Annotated in this window: 20 protein-coding genes, 1 tRNA gene and 1 pseudogene; 11 read left to right on the top strand and 11 right to left on the bottom strand. The window is 42.2% G+C overall.

The features are described 5' to 3' along the window. Positions 1-38: 38 nt before the first annotated feature. From L0659_RS06340 to L0659_RS06345, 3 genes are read right to left on the bottom strand one after another with little or no spacing between them, the layout of a single operon-like run. Complete coding sequence (locus L0659_RS06340) at positions 39-647, bottom strand: DedA family protein (RefSeq protein WP_235124883.1); 609 nt, start codon at positions 645-647, stop codon at positions 39-41. A 46-nt stretch (positions 648-693) separates the two neighbouring features. Beyond that, positions 694-855: a multidrug efflux SMR transporter gene (locus L0659_RS26295; RefSeq protein ID WP_255726984.1), complete on the bottom strand. Its 162-nt coding sequence runs from the start codon at positions 853-855 to the stop codon at positions 694-696. 1 nt (position 856) lies between these two features. After that, entirely contained in the window at positions 857-1,396 is a 540-nt protein-coding gene (locus L0659_RS06345) for a TetR/AcrR family transcriptional regulator (RefSeq protein WP_235124885.1), read from the bottom strand. Positions 1,397-1,901: 505 nt separating this feature from the next. Here L0659_RS06345 and L0659_RS06350 point away from each other — a divergent pair. The 10 genes and pseudogenes from L0659_RS06350 (at position 1,902) to L0659_RS06390 (ending at position 9,138) form a co-directional block, all read left to right on the top strand. Further along, positions 1,902-2,297, top strand: coding sequence for an AraC family transcriptional regulator (locus L0659_RS06350; protein ID WP_235124887.1), 396 nt, complete (start codon positions 1,902-1,904; stop codon positions 2,295-2,297). 41 nt (positions 2,298-2,338) lie between these two features. After that, on the top strand, positions 2,339-3,214 hold the full coding sequence (locus tag L0659_RS06355) for an aldo/keto reductase (RefSeq protein ID WP_235124889.1): 876 nt from the start codon (positions 2,339-2,341) through the stop codon (positions 3,212-3,214). 53 nt (positions 3,215-3,267) lie between these two features. After that, entirely contained in the window at positions 3,268-3,804 is a 537-nt protein-coding gene (locus L0659_RS06360) for a Crp/Fnr family transcriptional regulator (protein WP_235124890.1), read from the top strand. A 54-nt stretch (positions 3,805-3,858) separates the two neighbouring features. Then, positions 3,859-4,659 carry an SDR family oxidoreductase gene (locus L0659_RS06365; RefSeq protein ID WP_235124891.1) on the top strand — a complete coding sequence of 267 codons (801 nt, stop codon included), beginning with the start codon at positions 3,859-3,861 and terminating at the stop codon, positions 4,657-4,659. 40 nt (positions 4,660-4,699) lie between these two features. After that, a complete protein-coding gene (locus tag L0659_RS06370; protein WP_235124892.1) occupies positions 4,700-5,053 on the top strand; it encodes an EthD domain-containing protein in 354 nt (117 codons plus the stop codon). A gap of 125 nt (positions 5,054-5,178) precedes the next feature. Beyond that, the gene (locus L0659_RS06375; RefSeq protein ID WP_235124893.1) at positions 5,179-6,003 is read left to right on the top strand and encodes an SDR family NAD(P)-dependent oxidoreductase; all 825 of its coding nucleotides are present in this window, start codon (positions 5,179-5,181) and stop codon (positions 6,001-6,003) included. 72 nt (positions 6,004-6,075) lie between these two features. After that, complete coding sequence (locus L0659_RS06380; RefSeq protein ID WP_235124894.1) at positions 6,076-6,972, top strand: AraC family transcriptional regulator; 897 nt, start codon at positions 6,076-6,078, stop codon at positions 6,970-6,972. A gap of 33 nt (positions 6,973-7,005) precedes the next feature. Beyond that, positions 7,006-7,143 (top strand): annotated as a pseudogene (locus L0659_RS26475) (SDR family NAD(P)-dependent oxidoreductase); the annotation flags it as partial. Between the two features lie 695 nt (positions 7,144-7,838). Beyond that, positions 7,839-8,546: a YafY family protein gene (locus L0659_RS06385; RefSeq protein WP_235124895.1), complete on the top strand. Its 708-nt coding sequence runs from the start codon at positions 7,839-7,841 to the stop codon at positions 8,544-8,546. 64 nt (positions 8,547-8,610) lie between these two features. Further along, positions 8,611-9,138 carry a VOC family protein gene (locus tag L0659_RS06390; RefSeq protein WP_235124896.1) on the top strand — a complete coding sequence of 176 codons (528 nt, stop codon included), beginning with the start codon at positions 8,611-8,613 and terminating at the stop codon, positions 9,136-9,138. A 23-nt stretch (positions 9,139-9,161) separates the two neighbouring features. Here the strand turns inward: L0659_RS06390 and L0659_RS06395 are convergent, their stop codons facing one another. Genes L0659_RS06395 through L0659_RS06405 form a run of 3 tightly spaced genes read right to left on the bottom strand, consistent with a single transcriptional unit; the run spans position 9,162 to position 11,859 of the window. Next, complete coding sequence (locus L0659_RS06395) at positions 9,162-9,935, bottom strand: hypothetical protein (protein WP_235124898.1); 774 nt, start codon at positions 9,933-9,935, stop codon at positions 9,162-9,164. A 16-nt stretch (positions 9,936-9,951) separates the two neighbouring features. Further along, the gene (locus L0659_RS06400) at positions 9,952-10,863 is read right to left on the bottom strand and encodes an AraC family transcriptional regulator (RefSeq protein ID WP_235124899.1); all 912 of its coding nucleotides are present in this window, start codon (positions 10,861-10,863) and stop codon (positions 9,952-9,954) included. A gap of 18 nt (positions 10,864-10,881) precedes the next feature. After that, positions 10,882-11,859: an NAD(P)H-binding protein gene (locus L0659_RS06405; protein ID WP_235124900.1), complete on the bottom strand. Its 978-nt coding sequence runs from the start codon at positions 11,857-11,859 to the stop codon at positions 10,882-10,884. A gap of 234 nt (positions 11,860-12,093) precedes the next feature. On the opposite strand from L0659_RS06405, the gene L0659_RS06410 reads away from it, so the two are divergent. After that, on the top strand, positions 12,094-13,209 hold the full coding sequence (locus L0659_RS06410; RefSeq protein ID WP_235124901.1) for an adenylate/guanylate cyclase domain-containing protein: 1,116 nt from the start codon (positions 12,094-12,096) through the stop codon (positions 13,207-13,209). Between the two features lie 404 nt (positions 13,210-13,613). On the opposite strand, the gene L0659_RS06415 is transcribed toward L0659_RS06410, so the two are convergent. From L0659_RS06415 to L0659_RS06435, 5 genes are all read right to left on the bottom strand, one after another. Next, positions 13,614-14,834 carry a site-specific integrase gene (locus L0659_RS06415; RefSeq protein WP_235124902.1) on the bottom strand — a complete coding sequence of 407 codons (1,221 nt, stop codon included), beginning with the start codon at positions 14,832-14,834 and terminating at the stop codon, positions 13,614-13,616. 252 nt (positions 14,835-15,086) lie between these two features. Continuing rightward, positions 15,087-15,173 (bottom strand) — tRNA-Ser (locus tag L0659_RS06420). 86 nt (positions 15,174-15,259) lie between these two features. Beyond that, positions 15,260-16,333: an asparaginase gene (locus tag L0659_RS06425; protein ID WP_235124903.1), complete on the bottom strand. Its 1,074-nt coding sequence runs from the start codon at positions 16,331-16,333 to the stop codon at positions 15,260-15,262. Positions 16,334-16,352: 19 nt separating this feature from the next. Continuing rightward, positions 16,353-17,120: a TatD family hydrolase gene (locus L0659_RS06430; protein WP_235124904.1), complete on the bottom strand. Its 768-nt coding sequence runs from the start codon at positions 17,118-17,120 to the stop codon at positions 16,353-16,355. Positions 17,121-17,131: 11 nt separating this feature from the next. Further along, positions 17,132-18,133, bottom strand: a complete 1,002-nt coding sequence (locus tag L0659_RS06435; RefSeq protein ID WP_235124905.1) for a glycosyltransferase — start codon at positions 18,131-18,133, stop codon at positions 17,132-17,134. Between the last annotated feature and the right edge of the window lie 19 nt (positions 18,134-18,152).

The following is an 18,152-nucleotide window of genomic DNA, read 5'->3' on the forward strand; positions in this document are numbered from 1 at the left end:
ATACGTTGTTTTACTTGATGGGCGAGGGATCACCAAAATCAGCTGTTTTTCCTTTTGACCAAATTTCTAACAAGCCGCACGGCATACAGCAGGAGCAAACCGAAAAAAATGATATTGAATATCTTACCCACAATGTCAAAAGCACCTTGGTATTTGTTCCCAAAATAGTAAGCTACAAAAAAGACAAGTGACGACCAGCTTAGTGTACCGAGGAAGGTATAAATTAGAAACTTCGCTGGTTTCATCGCTACAAGTCCCGCCGGAATGGATATGAAAGTTCTGAAAGTCGGTACCATTCTTCCCCAGAAAATTGCCGCGGTGGCATGCCTGTCGAAAAACCGAAGCGCTTTTTGGTATGATTCATCTGAAAGACCGATCCACACGCCATTTCTGCTAACCCAATTCTCAAAACGATCATGGCCAACTTTACTTCCTATCCAGTACCAGAAACCTGCTCCCGCCAATGAGCCTAAAGTTGCGGAAAGAACCGCAAGAAGAGGATTTATTTCGCCCTGAGCTGCGGCTATGCCGCTGAGCGACAGAATGATTTCTGACGGCAGAGGTGGAAAAACATTTTCCAGAAGCATTAGAAGAAAAATTGCAATGTAACTCGCTTGGCTAATAAATTTTTCGATCAGGGAAGTCATATTTTTAAGCGTGCAAATTGATAATGGAAATGTGAAGATGCCAAGTTTAGGAAGACAAAATATTTTTATATTTTTTCCTGCATTGGGCCGCATAATGCAAAAGTGTCAACAGGCTTGGAATAAGCTTTGTAAATTGTTGCGAAGCATTCATGGCGTTGGTAGCAATAACTTCCGAGATGATAGCTATTGCTAGAAAAATATATTTCATCTTAAATGGTTTTTGTTAAGAGAATTTCAATTTGACTTTTTTGCTTAGCAGTTAGGCTGGATAGCCCCAGTACATTAGAATACCATATTCCATCTGCGATCAAGATTGCCGCTAAATCCGTTGGGGACGTCGTCACTATATCTGATATCACATTTCCCTTAAACCACCTTTGCAGGCGCTCCCGGTATTGTGGACTATATATGATGGCTTGAACAAAAATCTTCATTGCCCCATTTTGCTTGTCGCCAGAATCATCATTTATAGACGCTTTTAGATATGCCATTGCTGGTGATACACCACTTGCTTGTTCTTTGCGGATTAAGCTTAGAAAATTTTGAAGGCTGATGTCAAATAGTTCTTCAATTAGCGCATCTTTTTTGGGAAAGTGATGAAGCAGACCTCCTTTGCTTAGGTTTGCTTTTTTGGCAACCTTATCAAGCGTTAGATTTTCCAAGCTTACTTCCGCTGCAAGCGCCAGAGCTGCATCTAAGATATGCTGGCGGTTTTCGGCGGGTTCTTTTTTTCTATGATAGTTGTTCATTTTACAAAGATACCGTCTGGACGGTATCTTTGTAAAAAAGTTGCTGATAAAGTTTGGGACCATTTGATCCGAAGATAGGAAAACCATTAAGTACGGTTGCGTATGTCAAAGGCGAATATGTAACCGCTATTGAGTGACAAATTAATCGGTGGTTTTTATGTACTCTATGATCTTTCAATCTTTTTTTCCCTTTGGTTCTGTGAGTTTTAGAATTCTTTGGCACTGTTGTAACACAGATATTTTGCATTAAGGGATTCACTCAAACAGTGGTTAAAAATAATTGGGACTGTTGCCACGAATGCAGGTTTAGAGCTGATGGCGACCCTGCCTTCCCTTCCACTTTTGCGCCTTCACCTGGCTTATCCTAACATGTAGCTTCTAACGTACGAATTATTTGTATAGCAAGGTCCTTGCACAACAGCAAGATTAAAACAAGAGCTTGATTCTTCACCATTTTGTGGCAAACTTCTTTTATACTTTTGCCTAGTTAAACAAATCAAAAGTAATGGCCAGGATACCTGATGAGTATGTTTCCCGTAAAGCCGAGATTCTGGCCCAGTTCAAGCAGGTGCTGGAAAAACATCTTGATGACTTGATGGCGGGACGGATAGATAAAATGCTTGAAATTAAAGAGATCGCCGATATTCTCTGCCTGCATCCGGTCCATCTGAGTAAAGTCATCAAACTCGAAACGGGTCATCATGCCTGCTACTTCTATGAACAAAGGATCCTGCTGGAAGCCAAAAAGCTTCTGACTGATATCACTCTGCCTATTGGAGCGATCGCTCATAAGCTGGATTATGATGTTTCCAATTTTACTAAATTCTTTAAAAAGTTCTCCGGGATGACACCGTCCTTATACCGGAAATCTTTACTGAATGATTTTAATCAGGCATCATAACAGATATTCAGCTAAAGAAGTAAACATTTTAACTTAGGAAGATGAGTAACAAAATAGTTATTATAGGTGCGGGTACTGCCAATCCGCTGACTGCCCGTACGCCAGGTTATGGAACCATGCGGTTGACCGGTGAAGGTTTTTATGGAGAACCACAAGACCGGATTGGGGCTGTCCAGCTTCTGAGAAAAGCCGTAGAGCTTGGTGTCAACTTTTTTGATACGGCAGATTTCTACGGACCCGGTGTGACCAACAGACTTTTAGCGGACGCCTTATATCCTTATCCTTCTGACCTGATAATTGCTACAAAAGTCGGAGCAAAACGGGGAGCTGACAAAAGCTGGCTGCCTTATGGAAAGCCTCAGGAGTTGAAAATGAGTGTTGAAAACAATCTCAAAGAATTGAAAGTAGAACAGCTTTCCTTAGTACATTATGGGAAGGCAGCAAATAGCCCGGGCGACTATCAGGAAGGCCTCGAAACAATGTTGACGCTACAAAAAGAGGGTAAAATTCTGCATCTGGGACTCAGTAATGCAACGATTGATCAGTTTAATACAGCAATCAAAATGTGTAAGATCGCCAGCGTCGAGAATATGTTCAGCTATACGCAGCGGGTTACCGATCCAGACAGTCCTTATGGGTATCAGGGTGGTGAGCTATTGCCTTTGTGCGAGGAAAATCAGATTCCATTTATACCTTTCTTTTCACTCCAGACCTCTTTACCAACCGGCCAGAATAATATGAAAGAGCTAGCCGATACTAAAAGTGTATCCGCTGCGCAGCTCAACATTGCATGGGTGCTTCATCAATCCAGGTTCATATTACCCATTCCGGGCACTACTTCTATCCGGCATCTGGAAGAAAATATAAAGGCAGCTGACATCCTGCTTACTCAGGAAGAGTTAGATTTTTTAGCGTAGCAGACTTCTGAGCTATGGAAAAGCTAATAGAACTTATCAATAAGATTTGTCCCATGTCAGTTGAAGATTTCGATCTTTTACAGGCTGCCGCTATTCCCGTGCAGGTAAGAAAAAAGGAGAATCTATTGACGCAGGGCGAACTTTGCAATAACATTTATTTCGTTTCCAGCGGATTCTTCCGGATGTTTTATGTTGACCTGGAAGGCAATGAAATCAATAACCGGTTTACGGAGGCAAATAACTTTATGGTAGATTTCCAAAGTTTCCTCACGCAAAAACCTTCGCGCTATTACTGGCAGGCTATGCAGGATTCACAAGTGCTTGCCTTCCCGTTTCCCGAAGTGCAAAGGTTATATGCTTCATCAGCTGCATGGCAAAAACTGGGACGCCTTATTACTGAAAGGGTATATCTTGAGCTGAACGAACGGGTGGAAATGCTGCAATTCATGTCACCTGAACAGCGCTACCAGTATTTAATGGATACACGCCCAGAGCTGTTCAATCAGATCTCTCAATTTCACATGGCCTCCTATCTGGGAATCAAGCCGGAATCATTAAGCAGATTGCGCAAACGACTGCACTTAAAATAACTTTTCTTGACCCAGGTCAACGATTTACCTGCCGGTCATAGCTCACCTTTGTCTATGAAAAATAACAAAGGAAAAACAGCGCTGATCACCGGAGCTTCCACAGGTATTGGTTACGAAATCGCCAAACTCTTTGCCCGGGATGGCGTCAATCTGGTATTGGTTGCACGTAGAAAAGAGTTACTGGAAAGAATCAAAACCGAGCTTGAACAGCAATACAGTATTCATGTTGAGACGATCGCTATGGATCTGTGCAAGACCGGCAAAGCATCTGAACTGTACCAGATGTGTAAGCTTAAAAATTTGAGACTGGATTTCCTGGTCAACAACGCCGGATACGGCGACTATAAAAAGGTAGCTGACGGAAAGGTTGAAACGTACGAAAACCTGTTGCAACTAAACATTTTGTCTTTAACAGAACTAACCATGCTTTTTGTTAAGGATATGATCGTGCAGGGTTCTGGCAGGATTCTAAACCTGGGTTCGCTTGCGGCATTCCAGTCCACGCCGATGATGGCTGTTTATGCAGCATCCAAATCGTACGTCATGCATTTCACGGAGGCTCTTTACGCAGAGCTTAAAGGAACCGGGGTGACAGCAACCGTACTAAGTCCGGGCGTAACCAAAACCGGTTTTGTTGACCGGGCAGGCATGGCTACTTCCGCTTTCGCGCAGGGGAGCCAGCTTGATGCAGCCAAAGTCGCCAAAGCAGGATACGACGGAATGCTTTCTGGCAAATTAAATATAGTACCCGGCCTGCGGAACAGTTTGATGGCTTTTGGAACAAGCATTACCCCTTCCAGAAGCTTGTTATTAGCCATATCTTCTTACGTCATGCGTGAGAAGATAAAGTATTAAGAACCTAATTTTAAACACAAATCAAATAAGCATCCTTAACATGATCAAATTCACTATTTTACTTCGCAGGCATAAGGATATCAGCCACGAAGATTTCGTCTGGTACCACAAAAACAATCATGCACCATTGTTCGCTTCTCTGACGGAGGTCAAAGAAAATGTCCGGCGCTATGTACAATGCCATTCACTGGATGTAACAATGCCGGGATTGCCGGCTCCGCAGTATGATCGGATTACAGAGCTTTGGTTTGATGATGTGGAATCCATTGGAAAAGTTTTCAACGCTAAACCTTATCTGGAACTGATCAGGCCCGATGAAGAAAAATTTCTTGATCTACATGGCTGCGGTTTCATAATATCAATCGAAAACCCGGTTATATATAAATTCGGCTAAAGTCTGCATATGTCCATCACTTTCAGATTCGAACGTTAAAACGTATCAGCATATCCTACTTCTGTATAAAGCCAGGCAGGTACCGCCACACTAATTTTGTCCTATCAATTTAAAACAAAAAAATAATGAAAAGGACAATCTTTATTACCGGTGCATCACGTGGATTTGGGAAAATCTGGGCCCAGGCGTTTTTGGAAAGAGGTGACAATGTTATTGCAACATCAAGAGATATCGGGCAGTTGGCGTACCTTTCAAAGCAGTATGGTACTGCGCTGCTACCAATCGAGCTTGATATCACAAACAAGGCAGAAGTTATCACAGCAGTTAACCTGGCCAAGGAACATTTTGGTACTATAGATGTAGTCATCAACAATGCCGGATATTGTTTATTTGGGGCTGTTGAGGAAAACAGTGAAGAAGAGGCAAGAGCGCTCTTTGAAGTGAATGTATTTGGAACGCTCTGGGTCACTCAGGCAATCCTTCCCATTTTCAGACAACAGGGCAAAGGACATCTTATCCAGCTCTCAAGTGTCATGGGAATCAATACCTTACCAACGATGGGGTTATACTCTGCAACCAAATTTGCCGTAGAAGGATTTAGCGAAGCGTTACAGGCAGAAGTCAAAGATTTTGGTATACACGTCACGCTGATTGAACCGAATTCGTTCAAAACAGAATTTTTCGGATCTTCTGCGGTCGAAAGCCAATCTATTGATGCGTATGCAAAGGTGACAGCAGATTTTAGGTCCGGTGAGGGAATCAAGCCTGAGAATATTGGTGATCCCAATGCTACGGTTGAAGCTATCCTGCATATTGTGGATGCTGAAAACCCTCCCCTCAGGTTGATGCTGGGTAAATTGGCCTATCCATGGACACAATACACCTATGGTGAAAAGCTGGCCTCCTGGGAAGCACTGAAAGAAGTATCAGCAAAAGCCCATGGTCATTAATTAAAGTTAAGGTCCGGGAAATTACAGAATCTTTGATCATCTGGATTCTGTAATTTTCTTAAAATAAGCTATATGAAACATTACAAAAACATTTCACAGCTTCACCAGGACAGCAATTTTATGCCGCCCGAACATCCTATGATCAGCCTGATCCATTGCAGTGATGTAAACAGCTGCTCAATCGGCCAGAGTAAATTTACTTGTGACTTCTATATGATTGCCCTCAAGAAAATTGCCTCGGGCAGTTTTATTTACGGGAAATCACCATACGATCACGACAATGGGTCCATGTCGTTCGTGAAACCCAGACAGGTGATGGAGATAAACAGTGTGGTCATGGCTGAAAATGCCTTTGTAATTTTTATTCATGAAGATTATTTTCTGAGCCATAACCTGCACAAAGAAATAAAACAGTACGGCTTTTTCGACTATGAAACCAATGAGGCGCTCCATCTTTCGCCCACAGAAGAAAAGATTATCTGGGAGTTGTATGATAAAATTTCATTCGAGTACAAAAACAATGCGGATGAGTTTAGCAAAGACATCATTCTCACACATATCGATTCAATTTTAAAGTATGTCCAGCGCTTTTACAAGCGTCAGTTTATAAACAGAAAGGACATGTCAGGTCCAATCGTTACAAGATTTAACCGGATCCTGGCTTCTTATTTTGAAACGGGGCAACTCAATAAGAAGGGGCTACCGACCGTAACCGCTGTTTCGTCGCAATTAAATATATCGTCACGCTATTTGAGCGACCTGCTTAAACAGGAAACCGGAAAAACAGCATTGGAACACATTCATATTTTTTTAATTGATGAGGCTAAAAACCTGTTGATGGGAACTGAGAACACAATCGCCGGAACAGCATATCAATTAGGCTTTGAAAATCCACCTTATTTTACCAGGCTTTTCAAAAAGCAGACAGGTAGTACGCCTGCTGAATTTAAGAAACAGCACCTCAATTAGTAGCAAGGGCGGAGGACTGTTGGCAAAGGACATACCATTTCAATATCAAGCGTTTTGGGCATAAATCCTTTGCCGTCAATGGGTCTTTATTCTGCGACCAAATTTGGAGATGAGGGTTTTCGTAAAGCATTACACGCAGAAATGAAGGACTTCGCATCAATGACACTATGATCGGAACCAATTCCCTTAAAACCGATTTCCTGGGATTCTCCGCAAAGGAGAGTATGCAGATTGAAGCCTAAAAAAAGTGACATCAGATTTCAGGGATGTGAATGAGCTGAATAAAAAAATACAAATGATAGAGTTAACCATATTTTGGATTTTTGCGAACCTTATTTGCAGCACCGAAATAAGATAGCGGAACATTTGGTGACCTTTAAAAGCCAGGACCTGAATCCTATAAAATCGTTAACCTGGAAAACAGCCAATCAAAACGCATATCCAATTGGTGCATAAAAAGCACTTTGGTCATTTAGGAAGATAGAATTCGGTTGTTGGGAATGCTACATGTAAGATATCGATGTAGTTAAAGCTCTTAGCAATATGCGTTTATACAAACTTGAAAAGCTTGGATCTTAGTGGTTATACATTCCCGTAGATTTTTATGGTCAGCAGTGGTTACGCTTCGGTGGCTCTGTCTCCCATTTGCCAATTATCCGCGTTTGCAAAAACGGTGGTACATCTGAACTAACAAGAAAGGGTAATTTTTATTATATGTAATTAATAGTCATGTATATACCGGCCTCAATAGTTCATTAAATTCGTTTATTAAGAGCTTTTTATTGCCGAAAATATAACATCAGATTATGCGCTATTGTCAAGATTATTGAAATTTAGTCTTGTTTAAGTATAAGTCGATTAGAATTGTGATAGACAAAGATATTTCCAGGCTTTCCAGATTGATCGCTATATTGACCCAGTTACAGTCTAAGAGATTGGTAACTTCAACGGAGCTTGCCGCAAAGTTCAATGTCAGTGTGAGGACTGTATACCGCGACATCAGAACATTGGATGAAGCCGGAGTGCCTATTATGACCGCGGAAGGAAAGGGTTATTCGTTAATGGAAGGTTACCGGCTTCCGCCAGTCATGTTTACAGAACAGGAAGCGAATGCATTTATAACCGCGGAGAAGCTGGTTTTGTTAAACAAGGACTCGTCACTTACAAAGAATTATGTTGACGGTATTACAAAAATAAAATCCGTCTTACGGAGTGGAGCAAAGGATAAGTTATCAATGCTTTCCGAGCGGGTAGCATTTGAGGAAAGCCAGGATCAGAATATTACCAGCGATATTTTGGCATCTGTTCAAGTAGCTTTAACTAATTTCAGGATCGTAGAAATTGAATACTATTCGCCCACTAAAGACGAAACTACAAACCGTCAAATTGAACCCTTTGCTGTCATAAATCGCGTGGGTGAAAGCTGGTACCTGGTTGCCTGGTGCCGCACCCGTCAGGATTTCAGGCTGTTTCGTTTTGATAGGATCAGGAAAATAGAAATCACCGATGACCCATTTACGCCGCATAAGATCAGTCTTCAGGAGTATTTGGAAAAATATCGCAGTAATTTTTAGTACCCCTGACATAAGGCTGTCAATTGACGGCGATATCTTCGTATGTTCATTAAAATCAAAAATCATGAAACACAAAAAAATCAAAGTTGTCCCTGACAACTACACAGCCGTAACACCATGGATCATATCGCCATCGTCGGCTGGTTTAATTGACTTTTTAACAGCAGCATTTGAAGCCGAGGAAATTCCTAATAGCAGGATTGTGGATGAATCAGGTGTGATCATTCACGTGGTAATCCAAATAGCAGACGCCAGGGTGATGCTTTTTGATGCAAGAGAAGGCTGGGCCCCAACGCCAAGTTTTCTGAATCTATATGTCGAAGATGTTGAAAGCACCTATCAAAAAGCGCTCGAATTTGGCGCAAAATCAGTGACTGATATTACTACATTGTGGTTTGGTGAGAAAGTTTGCAGGATTTTAGATCCTTTTGGCAACCTCTGGTGGATCAATGAACGCGTCGAAGAAGTGGATTTTACCGATCCTAAAATCGGCGAACGAGCAGCTACCTCCGATGCGATAGAAGGTATATCCTACATTCAAAAATCGCTGGACGAAGCTTTAATAAGTCAAAAAGAATTTTTTACAAAGTAAGCAGGAAGGAATTGGCATTATTATTACGAAAAACTTAATAACGGTTTGCTGTTAAGTGCTTGTAGCAGGCAGAAAAGCGCCAAAGCGCCATAAGCTAACCCCAAAACTATAACCAGTTTACTATCCCTGAGCAAATAATAAGCCATTAGCGGTAATACCTGCAAAGCATGCATTCCCACAAAATGCGCGATACGCAGATCACCATATTTACGGCTCCAGTTAAGTAACGGTATACCATCCCCATCACCCGAACCGCCAACACTATGAGAACCATTGGCACCTATGATCGCACCCTCAAACGCAAATATGACAAATAAAAATATGCCTATACGAATAGCCCAGAGGTAATAACCGGGGAGTGCAGGAAATTGCCCTGTACAAAATAAAATGCCGATATAGCCGGTATACAAAGTGGCCCCAATGGCTGCAAAGGCCATGGCTGCGGTAAGCGAAGTATAAAGGGATGAACTGACATTATAATGAGATAACTGACCGCGGGCAGCCTGAAAAGTGATATAAAACAACTCGAACCCCAATAGTATGATGGTTGTCCAGCTATATCTGCTGACCTGGTCAGGTAGTTCAAGATATCCGGTATACCAGCCCATCGTCCAGCAAAATGTACCGATTGATAAGGCGAACTTAAAAGGCTTGTACCAGACGTTAACCCCGTTTATCTGGACATAGCTAAATTTTGCGATCAGCAATGTGAAAACAGCGCTTAAAAGGCAGATCAGTCCAAAGTAAAACAAAGGTTCATTTCTGGATTTTAAAACAGCAAAAAAATCGATCATCATTTTATGGATATGACGGTTAATTGAATTGGGCCCGAAAATCCAGGGGCGAAAGATTGGTTTTACTCTTAAATAATTTACTGAAGGAAGGCGGGTGTTCAAAACCTAACGCATAGGCGATTTCGCTGATCGACAGGTCCGTAAGGGATAGTTTCTCCTTCGCTTTTTCGATCAGCTTTTCGTGAATGTGTTGTTGCGTACTTTGGCCCGTCAATGCTTTTAGCAGTGCGCTTAAATAGGTGGGTGAGATATTTAAAGCTTCCGCAATCATTTGTACGGTTGGCAATCCTTTCTGCATTCGATCATCCATGTTGAAATATCCCTCAAGCAGTTCTTCCACGCGGTTCAGGATCTGATGACTGCTGATCTTCCTGGTCAAAAACTGGCGGTTGTAAAACCGATCACAATACTGGAGTAACAACTCAATTTGTGCAACGATCAGGCCCTGACTGAACTTATCAATGTTGGCATGATATTCCTGTTTGATCAGCTGGGCAATACCGCCAATGGTTGTCTCTTCTTTCTCGGAGAGGAAAAGTGCCTCATTTGCCGAATAATCAAAGAATTCATATTGCCGGATCGTTTTTGCCAGCGGTGTACCCCATAGAAAATCCGGGTGGATAAGTAACATCCAGCCTGAATTTTTATAATCCTGATCAGCATCAAAGGAGAACACCTGTTTTGGCGCTATAAAAAACATGACCCCCTCATCAAAATCGTAGGCCTGCTGTCCATAGATATATTTGATCGTACCCTCAAAATTCCTTTTCAGCGAAATGACATAAAAGTCAAATACAACATTGATCCGGCTGTTCTCTTCTGGGGGCTTGAAATCATCCATGCTGATGACGCTCACAAGTGGATGTTCCGGTTTGGCTATGCCCAAAACCTGATGGTATCGGCTGATGGTTTTAATTTGATAGGGTTCCATGTTTTTTACTAATCTAACCTATTTTGAATAAACGGCTGCAAATTCCTGGGCGAAATCCTTCATTTTTACTTTGCCCATTGCCGGTATGTTTTTGTAGTAATCCTCAAACAAAATCCCGCCATTACGCTGGCTGGCATTCATTTCCGTAATATCACTGGCCAGGCTTAAAGGCATTTTATATTTCAGCAACGCATCCAGCATTTGTTTGTCATTGATGGTTACCCATTTCAGATAAGGCTTACCCACGGCAGTTCCAAGAATATTTGCAATTTGATTGCAGCTCAGCTCTTCGCTGGCTACATAGCGTGCCTTGCGACCTTTAAAAGTGGATGTCAGTTCTTCTGAGACCGCAGCTGCAATATCTATTGGTGAAACCCAGGGCATTTTATCGTCAGCGCCGTAATTTGAGACAATAAGCCCCTTTTTTCCTTGCAGAAAGCCCATCAAGCCGTAGTGACGAACCGTAAGAAACACACCTACAAAGCCTTTCAGAAAACCTTCCCCTTTTACGATATCCATGTACTGGTACAGATTGTAGTAGAAACCCACCGGCCTCATAAACGTGATCGTTACATCTGCAGGTAACTGCTTCAAAACCTGCTCGGCTACGAAATGAAAGGCAAGCAATCCGTTTCCCTTGTCGGTATGAGCCCCTATACTGCTGAGGTGAACGACCTTTTTTACGCCCGATTGCTGAATAGCCGCAACATAATTGCTTGTAAGCCTGCGCGCTTCTTCCCTGGCATCAAGATTGGGATTTTCCTGAAAGTTAAACGGCGGAAGCATGGTGTAAACCGCGTCCGCGCCGGTAAATGTTTTTGAAAGAAAACTGATGTCCTCTATTGAACCAATGGCTGCTGTTGCGCCAATAGCCTCAATATCCTTTTGTTTGTCCGGGTTACTGCTGATCACCGTAACCGCATGACCTTTTTGTACCAACTCCTTCGCAAGTGGCTTGCTGATGTGTCCCAAAGAACCTGTTATAATAAGTTTCATTTTTTTTGATTTTTATTTATAACAAATGTCCGCTTTCCCAATCAGCCGAACGTAGCCAAACCTGTGATTGTCATAGCCATATTTAGGATACAGCGATTTCAACAACCCGAAATTCCCATGAGAATGATAAGAGAAAGATTTTTTCAACAATCCTGTAATCCAGAATGGTAAATTACCGGGTCATTATATTTAGAATTTAGGTTATTTTGATCGCTAATTCACCTGTCTAGATCTATGCTATCACCAAAAACCAGAAGAAATGTTGCCGGTGTCATTCCTTTCGGTGTATTATGGTTTATCTTCAGCCTTATCTTTGCCATGCTAGAGAAAGGGATTATCGGAAACCTGGACCATTATCCCTCTACGGGCGTTGACTACAATTTTGCAAGAAACATTTTTTTACTCCCATCGTCAGGCCTGATGATGGGGCTATTGACAGGGATTCTGGAAATCAGTTATTTCAGTAAGTGGTTTATTAAAAAGAGTTTCACTAAAAAGATCATCTTCAAATCCCTTCTTTATCTGGTCATTGTGATTGTGTTCCTTGTCATTATTACCGTCACCAATACTGTATACACATATGACGTATATTCCATAGAGAACCTGCTATCTCCGGCTTGGGCGTTTTTCAACAACTATGCTGTGATTGGTATCATGGTATACATTGCTTCGATCATCGTGATTACTCAATTTTACGCTGAATTCAGCCAAAGCCTTGGGGTGGGTACATTGAGTAACTTTTTTCTGGGAAAATACCATCATCCTGTTGAAGAAGAAAGGATATTTATGTTTCTGGATATGAAGTCTTCAACTACAATTGCCGAAAATCTGGGCCATGTCAGTTACTTCGAGATGTTAAAAGAATATTTCTTCGATCTCTCAGAAGCTGTTATTGACTATGCCGGCACAATTTATCAATATGCCGGTGATGAGATGATCATCTGCTGGAAACTGAAAGACGGGTTAAAAAATAATAACAGTATCGAGTGCTTTTTTGCAATGAAACGCGCTTTGGAACATCAGGCTGAAAAGTACAACAGTAGATTCGGTCTTTTGCCGGAATTCAAAGCGGGGCTGCATTCAGGAATGGTTACTGCCGGAGAGATCGGGTCGCTAAAAAAAGAAATCATCTTCACAGGCGACGTCCTCAATACATCCGCAAGGATCCAGGGGCTTTGCAACCATTTTGATGCTGACCTGCTGGTATCGGAAGACCTGGCTAAAATACTTCAGCTTCCGGCCACCTATGCAATAAGGTCGGTTGGAGAGAACCTGCTTAAAGGCCGAAGTAAAACAATGGAGATATTTGCCATTTCTATTTCAAAGCACAATTCTTCACAGGGTATATAATGCGATCGCAACAATAGGTCTTTTTGTATTTCATAATCATCATTGATTTACCTACTGAATTATTGTTTAGAATAATCCAGTAGCCACCTAAAGGTAAGACCTACTGGGTCAGTCGATACAGCTTATTTAAATTAAATCGAATTTTGTAACCGCTGGGAGCCGTCTAAAAATTCGGTGGTATAATAGTACTCTAGCGCCCTTCAGTTTGCCTTCCCTTTTAGATTCAAAGATGGTAGATTTTGCCACTTTCAAATTACGGAATAGTGGTACACCAAATCAAATTACAGTAGTCTTCAAAGCGACGCGTTAAAACGTACTCAACTCACCGAGATTTTAAAATGTTTGCGCTACCGAATGAGTATCAGTTGGGAGTAAGTTCCGGTAGCGCTAAATCTCTGTACATTCTATTTTTGTTCAAGAACTGCCCTCAAGTTCCTCATGTCATCACTAATCTTCTTATCAACGATCTTCGCATACTGCTGAGTCGTTTTGATATTGCGATGCCCAAGCATCTTAGATACACTTTCGAGCGGCACGCCGTTGGTAAGGGTGATCGTAGTTGCAAAAGTGTGCCTAGCTAGGTGAAAGGTAATGGGCTTCGTGACCCCACAAACATCACCAATCTCCTTTAAATAGGAATTCATTTTCTGATTTGAAAGTACAGGAAGCAACTTATCTTTGGTTACACATTGTGGATGTTGCTGATACTTATCAAGCACCATCATTGCCATTGGCAAAACAGGAATCCTCGAAGGCGTATCTGTTTTTTGCCTTCTAATCGATAGCCATTTTTCTCCGTCTATTCCATCAATAATCTCCGACCTTTTGAGTTTGAAGACATCCGCGTATGCCAAACCTGTATAGCAGCAAAATAGAAATATATCTCGAACCTGATCTAGTCTCTCGTTCTCAAAGTCCTTGTTGGAAATTTTTTGAATTTCTATTGAAGTCAAAGCCTCTCTATCTACTTCTTTAATGGTCATTTTGAAAGCTATGAAAGGATCTTTTGCGAGCCACCCGTTTTTGATGCAGATAAAAACGATTTTTTTTAGGTTCGTGAGATATTTCATTGTTGTGTTATGACCAATCTTCCTTACAGTTTTCATCCAGAACTCAAAACTTGAGATGAAGTCGTAGTCTAGTTTTAATATGTCGACATCAGACGTTTTGTATTTCCAGAGTATGAATGTCTTTGTGTGGTCGTAAGTGGTCTTGTACCGTGTTAACGTACCAAGCGCATAGTCGCTTCCTACAAGTTGTTCCAATTTCTTATTGTGATCTTGAAACACTTCCAAAATTCCCTTTGACTTGTCCGCTACTCCATTTATCCTGTTTCTGACTAACTCAGCTGTTAAAGATGAATTTGATTCGATGATTTGCCTTTGTATTTCATAAATTTTGAATTGAAGGGCGTCTAGGTAGGCGTTCAAAGTCCTCGTATCATCCTTTAACCCATTTTTTCGTCCAGTTTGAGAATTCCACTTTTCTGGTTCACACTCCCTCTTGGTTGATATTTCCATTCGCTCTCCTTCTACTGTAATGCGGATGTAAATTGGCAGTTTGCCGCTTTTGTAGTTACTACGTTTTTTCAAATAAAAAAACATAGTCAGATTTCTTGATAACATAACATTCGATATTTAGTGGAACAAAACTACTACCGATGCTTCCAAAAAATCAAGATGTTTATCTGATGAACAGGGTGTAATTCAGATTGTTACAGCAGTTTAGGTGAGCATTTTTTTTCTTTCATTGCACTGCTCACCCGATGCTCACCTAGACATTGAGAATATTTGCAAAATTTGGTTCAATCTGAAAAACAAAAAAGCCTGTAAATATATGATTTACAGGCTTTTGATGCTTTTTGTTATTCTTACTTGCAGAGAGGAAGAGATTCGAACTCTCGATACAGTTACCCATATACTACCTTTCCAGGGTAGCTCCTTCAACCACTCGGACACCTCTCTATGTTGTGGTAAGGGGTGCAAAGATAGCTTTTATGACCTTAAATGCAAATCAAAACTTCCCTTATATGCAGATACGCCTAAACATTTTATACACTCATCTCGCCCCTTAACGGCATTGCAAGCAGTTCGGCGCATTTCTTCGGGTCGCTTTCTTTCCCAAAAACATACATCATTTTTGTGATGGCCGCTTCGGCGGTTATGTCGGAGCCGCTTACTACGCCGGCTTGTTTGAGGAAGCGGCTGGTTTCGTAATGGCCCTGGGCGACGCGTCCGCCGTCACATTGGGATACATTGAAAATGACGATTTTTCTTTCGATTGCGCTGCTGATGGCGTCGAGGAACCATTGCGCTGTGGTAGCATTGCCTGCTCCGTAAGTTTCCAGGACAACACCTCGTAATCCGTTGATTTTGAGTATGGAATCGACGACCAACCGACTGATTCCTGGGAACATTTTCAAGAATGCAACGTGGTTATCCATCTTCTTGTGGACAGTTAGTTGCTGGTTCGGGTCGTGCGGTTTAATGTAGGGCGAATTGTATTCTATGCGCACCCCGGCATTGGCCAGGGCAGGGTAATTTTCGGAATGGAATGCGTTGAAATCAGAGCTTTCGCGCTTTTTGCTGCGGTTACCGCGGAGTAGCATGGAATTAAAATAAATGCAAACTTCCGAAATCATCGGCTGGCCGTCTACGTTCTTCGCTGCGGCCAGCTCCAAGGCAGTGATCACATTCTCACGCGCATCCGAACGCGCCACGCCTATGGGCAACTGTGCGCCGGTAAGTATGACGGGTTTGTTGAGATTTTCGAGCAAAAAACTAAGCGCCGAGGCTGTGTAGGCCATTGTATCTGTGCCATGTAAAATGACGAAGCTGTCGTACTGCGCGTATTCCTGCTCAATGATCGTCGCCAGTTCAATCCATATTTCCGGGTTCATATTCGACGAGTCGATGGGTTCGGAAAGGGAGAGGAATGTGATGTCGAAATTGAGTCGGCCGATCTCTGGGACGCGGTCGATAATCTGGTCGAAATTGAACGGGACGAGCTGTTTTCCTTTGCTTTCGTAAACCATTCCCAATGTCCCGCCAGTGTAAATGACGAGCACGGAGCCGACGGTTGGTTCGGGCGAAATGGGGTTAATGTGTATTTTACTGTATAACATTCAAATCGGTTTTGGAAGGCTAAGAAGCTTTTACGAGCATTTTTCGGGCATTATTACTGGTTGCCGTAATCACTTCCTGCTTGGTAATCTGTTTTAAATCAGCCACGCGCTCGGCTACGAGATCAATGTAAGCAACTTCATTTCTTTTGCCGCGATAGGGCACGGGCGCAAGATAAGGAGCGTCAGTTTCCAAAACCAAATGTTCGATCCCTACAAAAGGAATGACTTTGTCCAAACCACCATTTTTGAATGTGGCCACACCGCCTATACCGAGTTTAAAGCCTAATTCAATGGCTTTATTGGCTTCTTCCAATGTTCCGGTAAAGCAGTGGAAAATGCCTTTTAACTGAGGATCGCCAAATTCCTCAATCAATTTTACAGTTTCCCAAAATGCACTCCTGCTGTGAATGTCGATCCATAAATCGTGTTTTCGCGCCAATTTACATTGGTACAAAAATGCCTTTTCCTGCTGCTCCTGAAATGTTTTATCCCAAAACAAATCCATCCCGATCTCGCCAATGGCAATGAAGTCGGCTTTTTCCAGCCAGCTTTCCATAATGGTGAGCTCTTCTTCAAAATTTTCCTTCACATAAGTGGGATGTAACCCGATCATCGGCAGGCATTTACCTGGATAAAGTGTGGCTAGCTCCATCATTCCGTCAATGGTTCCGTGGTCGCAGTTGGGCATCCAGATCTGCTCTATGCCCGCGTTCCAGGCGCGTTCGAGCATGGCAGTGCGGTCATCCGCATAGTCGTCACTATATATATGTGCGTGGGTTTCAATCATTTAAATGTATTTTAATATTCGCGACCTTTCCAGATCGTTTTACTTGGGAGATAATAATTAATCAGCATAATAACCCCTATACTGATCATATAAAACCAGAAAAGCAGTGCGGCTTTCCAGAGATCGTATTGTTTGAGCATAAAAACGGCCGTGAGCGAAATGCCGGTCACCAGCGCATAATACTGCACCATGCTCGACAATACATTGATCGGAAACCATATGGAAACCAATAACAATATCGGAACGATCAACGACGAAACGAAGAGGCTCAAACGAGTCAGCCAGTAGGAATCCATCACGCCGTGCATCCATCTTTTCCGTTGCCTTAATAACTCCGGAAAAGTGTTCATAGGTTCCGAAATGCTGATTACTTCGGGTTTGTAGGCCATTTGAAAATCATAGCCTTGCTTCACGATGCCCATGAAAAGTGTGTAATCTTCGACGATCGAAAAGCCAATTTTTTCATAACCGCCGATCGCAAAATATGCGTCCCGAGTGACAGCCATATTGTTGCCCATCCCGGTTATGGGTATCTTGAAAAGGGAGAAAAAGCGGGTTGCAGTCAAGGCAAACAGCCATTCCATCGAAAGCAGATCGGCCAGCAAATGAACGTGTTTCATCCTCGTTACCCCGATAACAATGCCCGTATTCGCTTTGAAATGGGCAAGCATTTCGGAAATCCAGATGGGCTGGACAACAATGTCGGCATCGCAATAAAAAAAATATTCGCCTTTTGCTGCATGCGCCAGTTGCGCCAATACATTAGCCTTTCCCTTTAACCCAGCGACCTGACTGGTGATTTTGATGCTTCTAAACTGCGGCTTGTCGTAGATGAAACTGGAAACCAGCTGATTTGTCTGGTCGTCGGAATCATCGTCGCCGACAATTATTTCAATATTTTCTTTCGGAAAATTGAGCTCGTGAAGTGATTGTAAACACCTTTCAATATTTTTTTCTTCGTTCCGTGCGGCGACGAGTACGCTTATTTGAATGCGATTGCCTGTTGGAAGCATGTACTATTTCAAATGTTTG

The sequence above is a fragment of the Dyadobacter sp. CY347 genome, assembly GCF_021502655.1.
Lineage (GTDB): Bacteria > Bacteroidota > Bacteroidia > Cytophagales > Spirosomataceae > Dyadobacter.

Coding starts and splice junctions, on each gene's coding strand:
- L0659_RS06340 (WP_235124883.1), bottom strand. CDS start 647: ATGACTTCCCTGATCGAAAAATTTATTAGCCAAGCGAGTTACATTGCA.
- L0659_RS26295 (WP_255726984.1), bottom strand. CDS start 855: ATGAAATATATTTTTCTAGCAATAGCTATCATCTCGGAAGTTATTGCT.
- L0659_RS06345 (WP_235124885.1), bottom strand. CDS start 1,396: ATGAACAACTATCATAGAAAAAAAGAACCCGCCGAAAACCGCCAGCAT.
- L0659_RS06350 (WP_235124887.1), top strand. CDS start 1,902: ATGGCCAGGATACCTGATGAGTATGTTTCCCGTAAAGCCGAGATTCTG.
- L0659_RS06355 (WP_235124889.1), top strand. CDS start 2,339: ATGAGTAACAAAATAGTTATTATAGGTGCGGGTACTGCCAATCCGCTG.
- L0659_RS06360 (WP_235124890.1), top strand. CDS start 3,268: ATGTCAGTTGAAGATTTCGATCTTTTACAGGCTGCCGCTATTCCCGTG.
- L0659_RS06365 (WP_235124891.1), top strand. CDS start 3,859: ATGAAAAATAACAAAGGAAAAACAGCGCTGATCACCGGAGCTTCCACA.
- L0659_RS06370 (WP_235124892.1), top strand. CDS start 4,700: ATGATCAAATTCACTATTTTACTTCGCAGGCATAAGGATATCAGCCAC.
- L0659_RS06375 (WP_235124893.1), top strand. CDS start 5,179: ATGAAAAGGACAATCTTTATTACCGGTGCATCACGTGGATTTGGGAAA.
- L0659_RS06380 (WP_235124894.1), top strand. CDS start 6,076: ATGAAACATTACAAAAACATTTCACAGCTTCACCAGGACAGCAATTTT.
- L0659_RS06390 (WP_235124896.1), top strand. CDS start 8,611: ATGAAACACAAAAAAATCAAAGTTGTCCCTGACAACTACACAGCCGTA.
- L0659_RS06395 (WP_235124898.1), bottom strand. CDS start 9,935: ATGATGATCGATTTTTTTGCTGTTTTAAAATCCAGAAATGAACCTTTG.
- L0659_RS06400 (WP_235124899.1), bottom strand. CDS start 10,863: ATGGAACCCTATCAAATTAAAACCATCAGCCGATACCATCAGGTTTTG.
- L0659_RS06405 (WP_235124900.1), bottom strand. CDS start 11,859: ATGAAACTTATTATAACAGGTTCTTTGGGACACATCAGCAAGCCACTT.
- L0659_RS06410 (WP_235124901.1), top strand. CDS start 12,094: ATGCTATCACCAAAAACCAGAAGAAATGTTGCCGGTGTCATTCCTTTC.
- L0659_RS06415 (WP_235124902.1), bottom strand. CDS start 14,834: ATGTTATCAAGAAATCTGACTATGTTTTTTTATTTGAAAAAACGTAGT.
- L0659_RS06425 (WP_235124903.1), bottom strand. CDS start 16,333: ATGTTATACAGTAAAATACACATTAACCCCATTTCGCCCGAACCAACC.
- L0659_RS06430 (WP_235124904.1), bottom strand. CDS start 17,120: ATGATTGAAACCCACGCACATATATATAGTGACGACTATGCGGATGAC.
- L0659_RS06435 (WP_235124905.1), bottom strand. CDS start 18,133: ATGCTTCCAACAGGCAATCGCATTCAAATAAGCGTACTCGTCGCCGCA.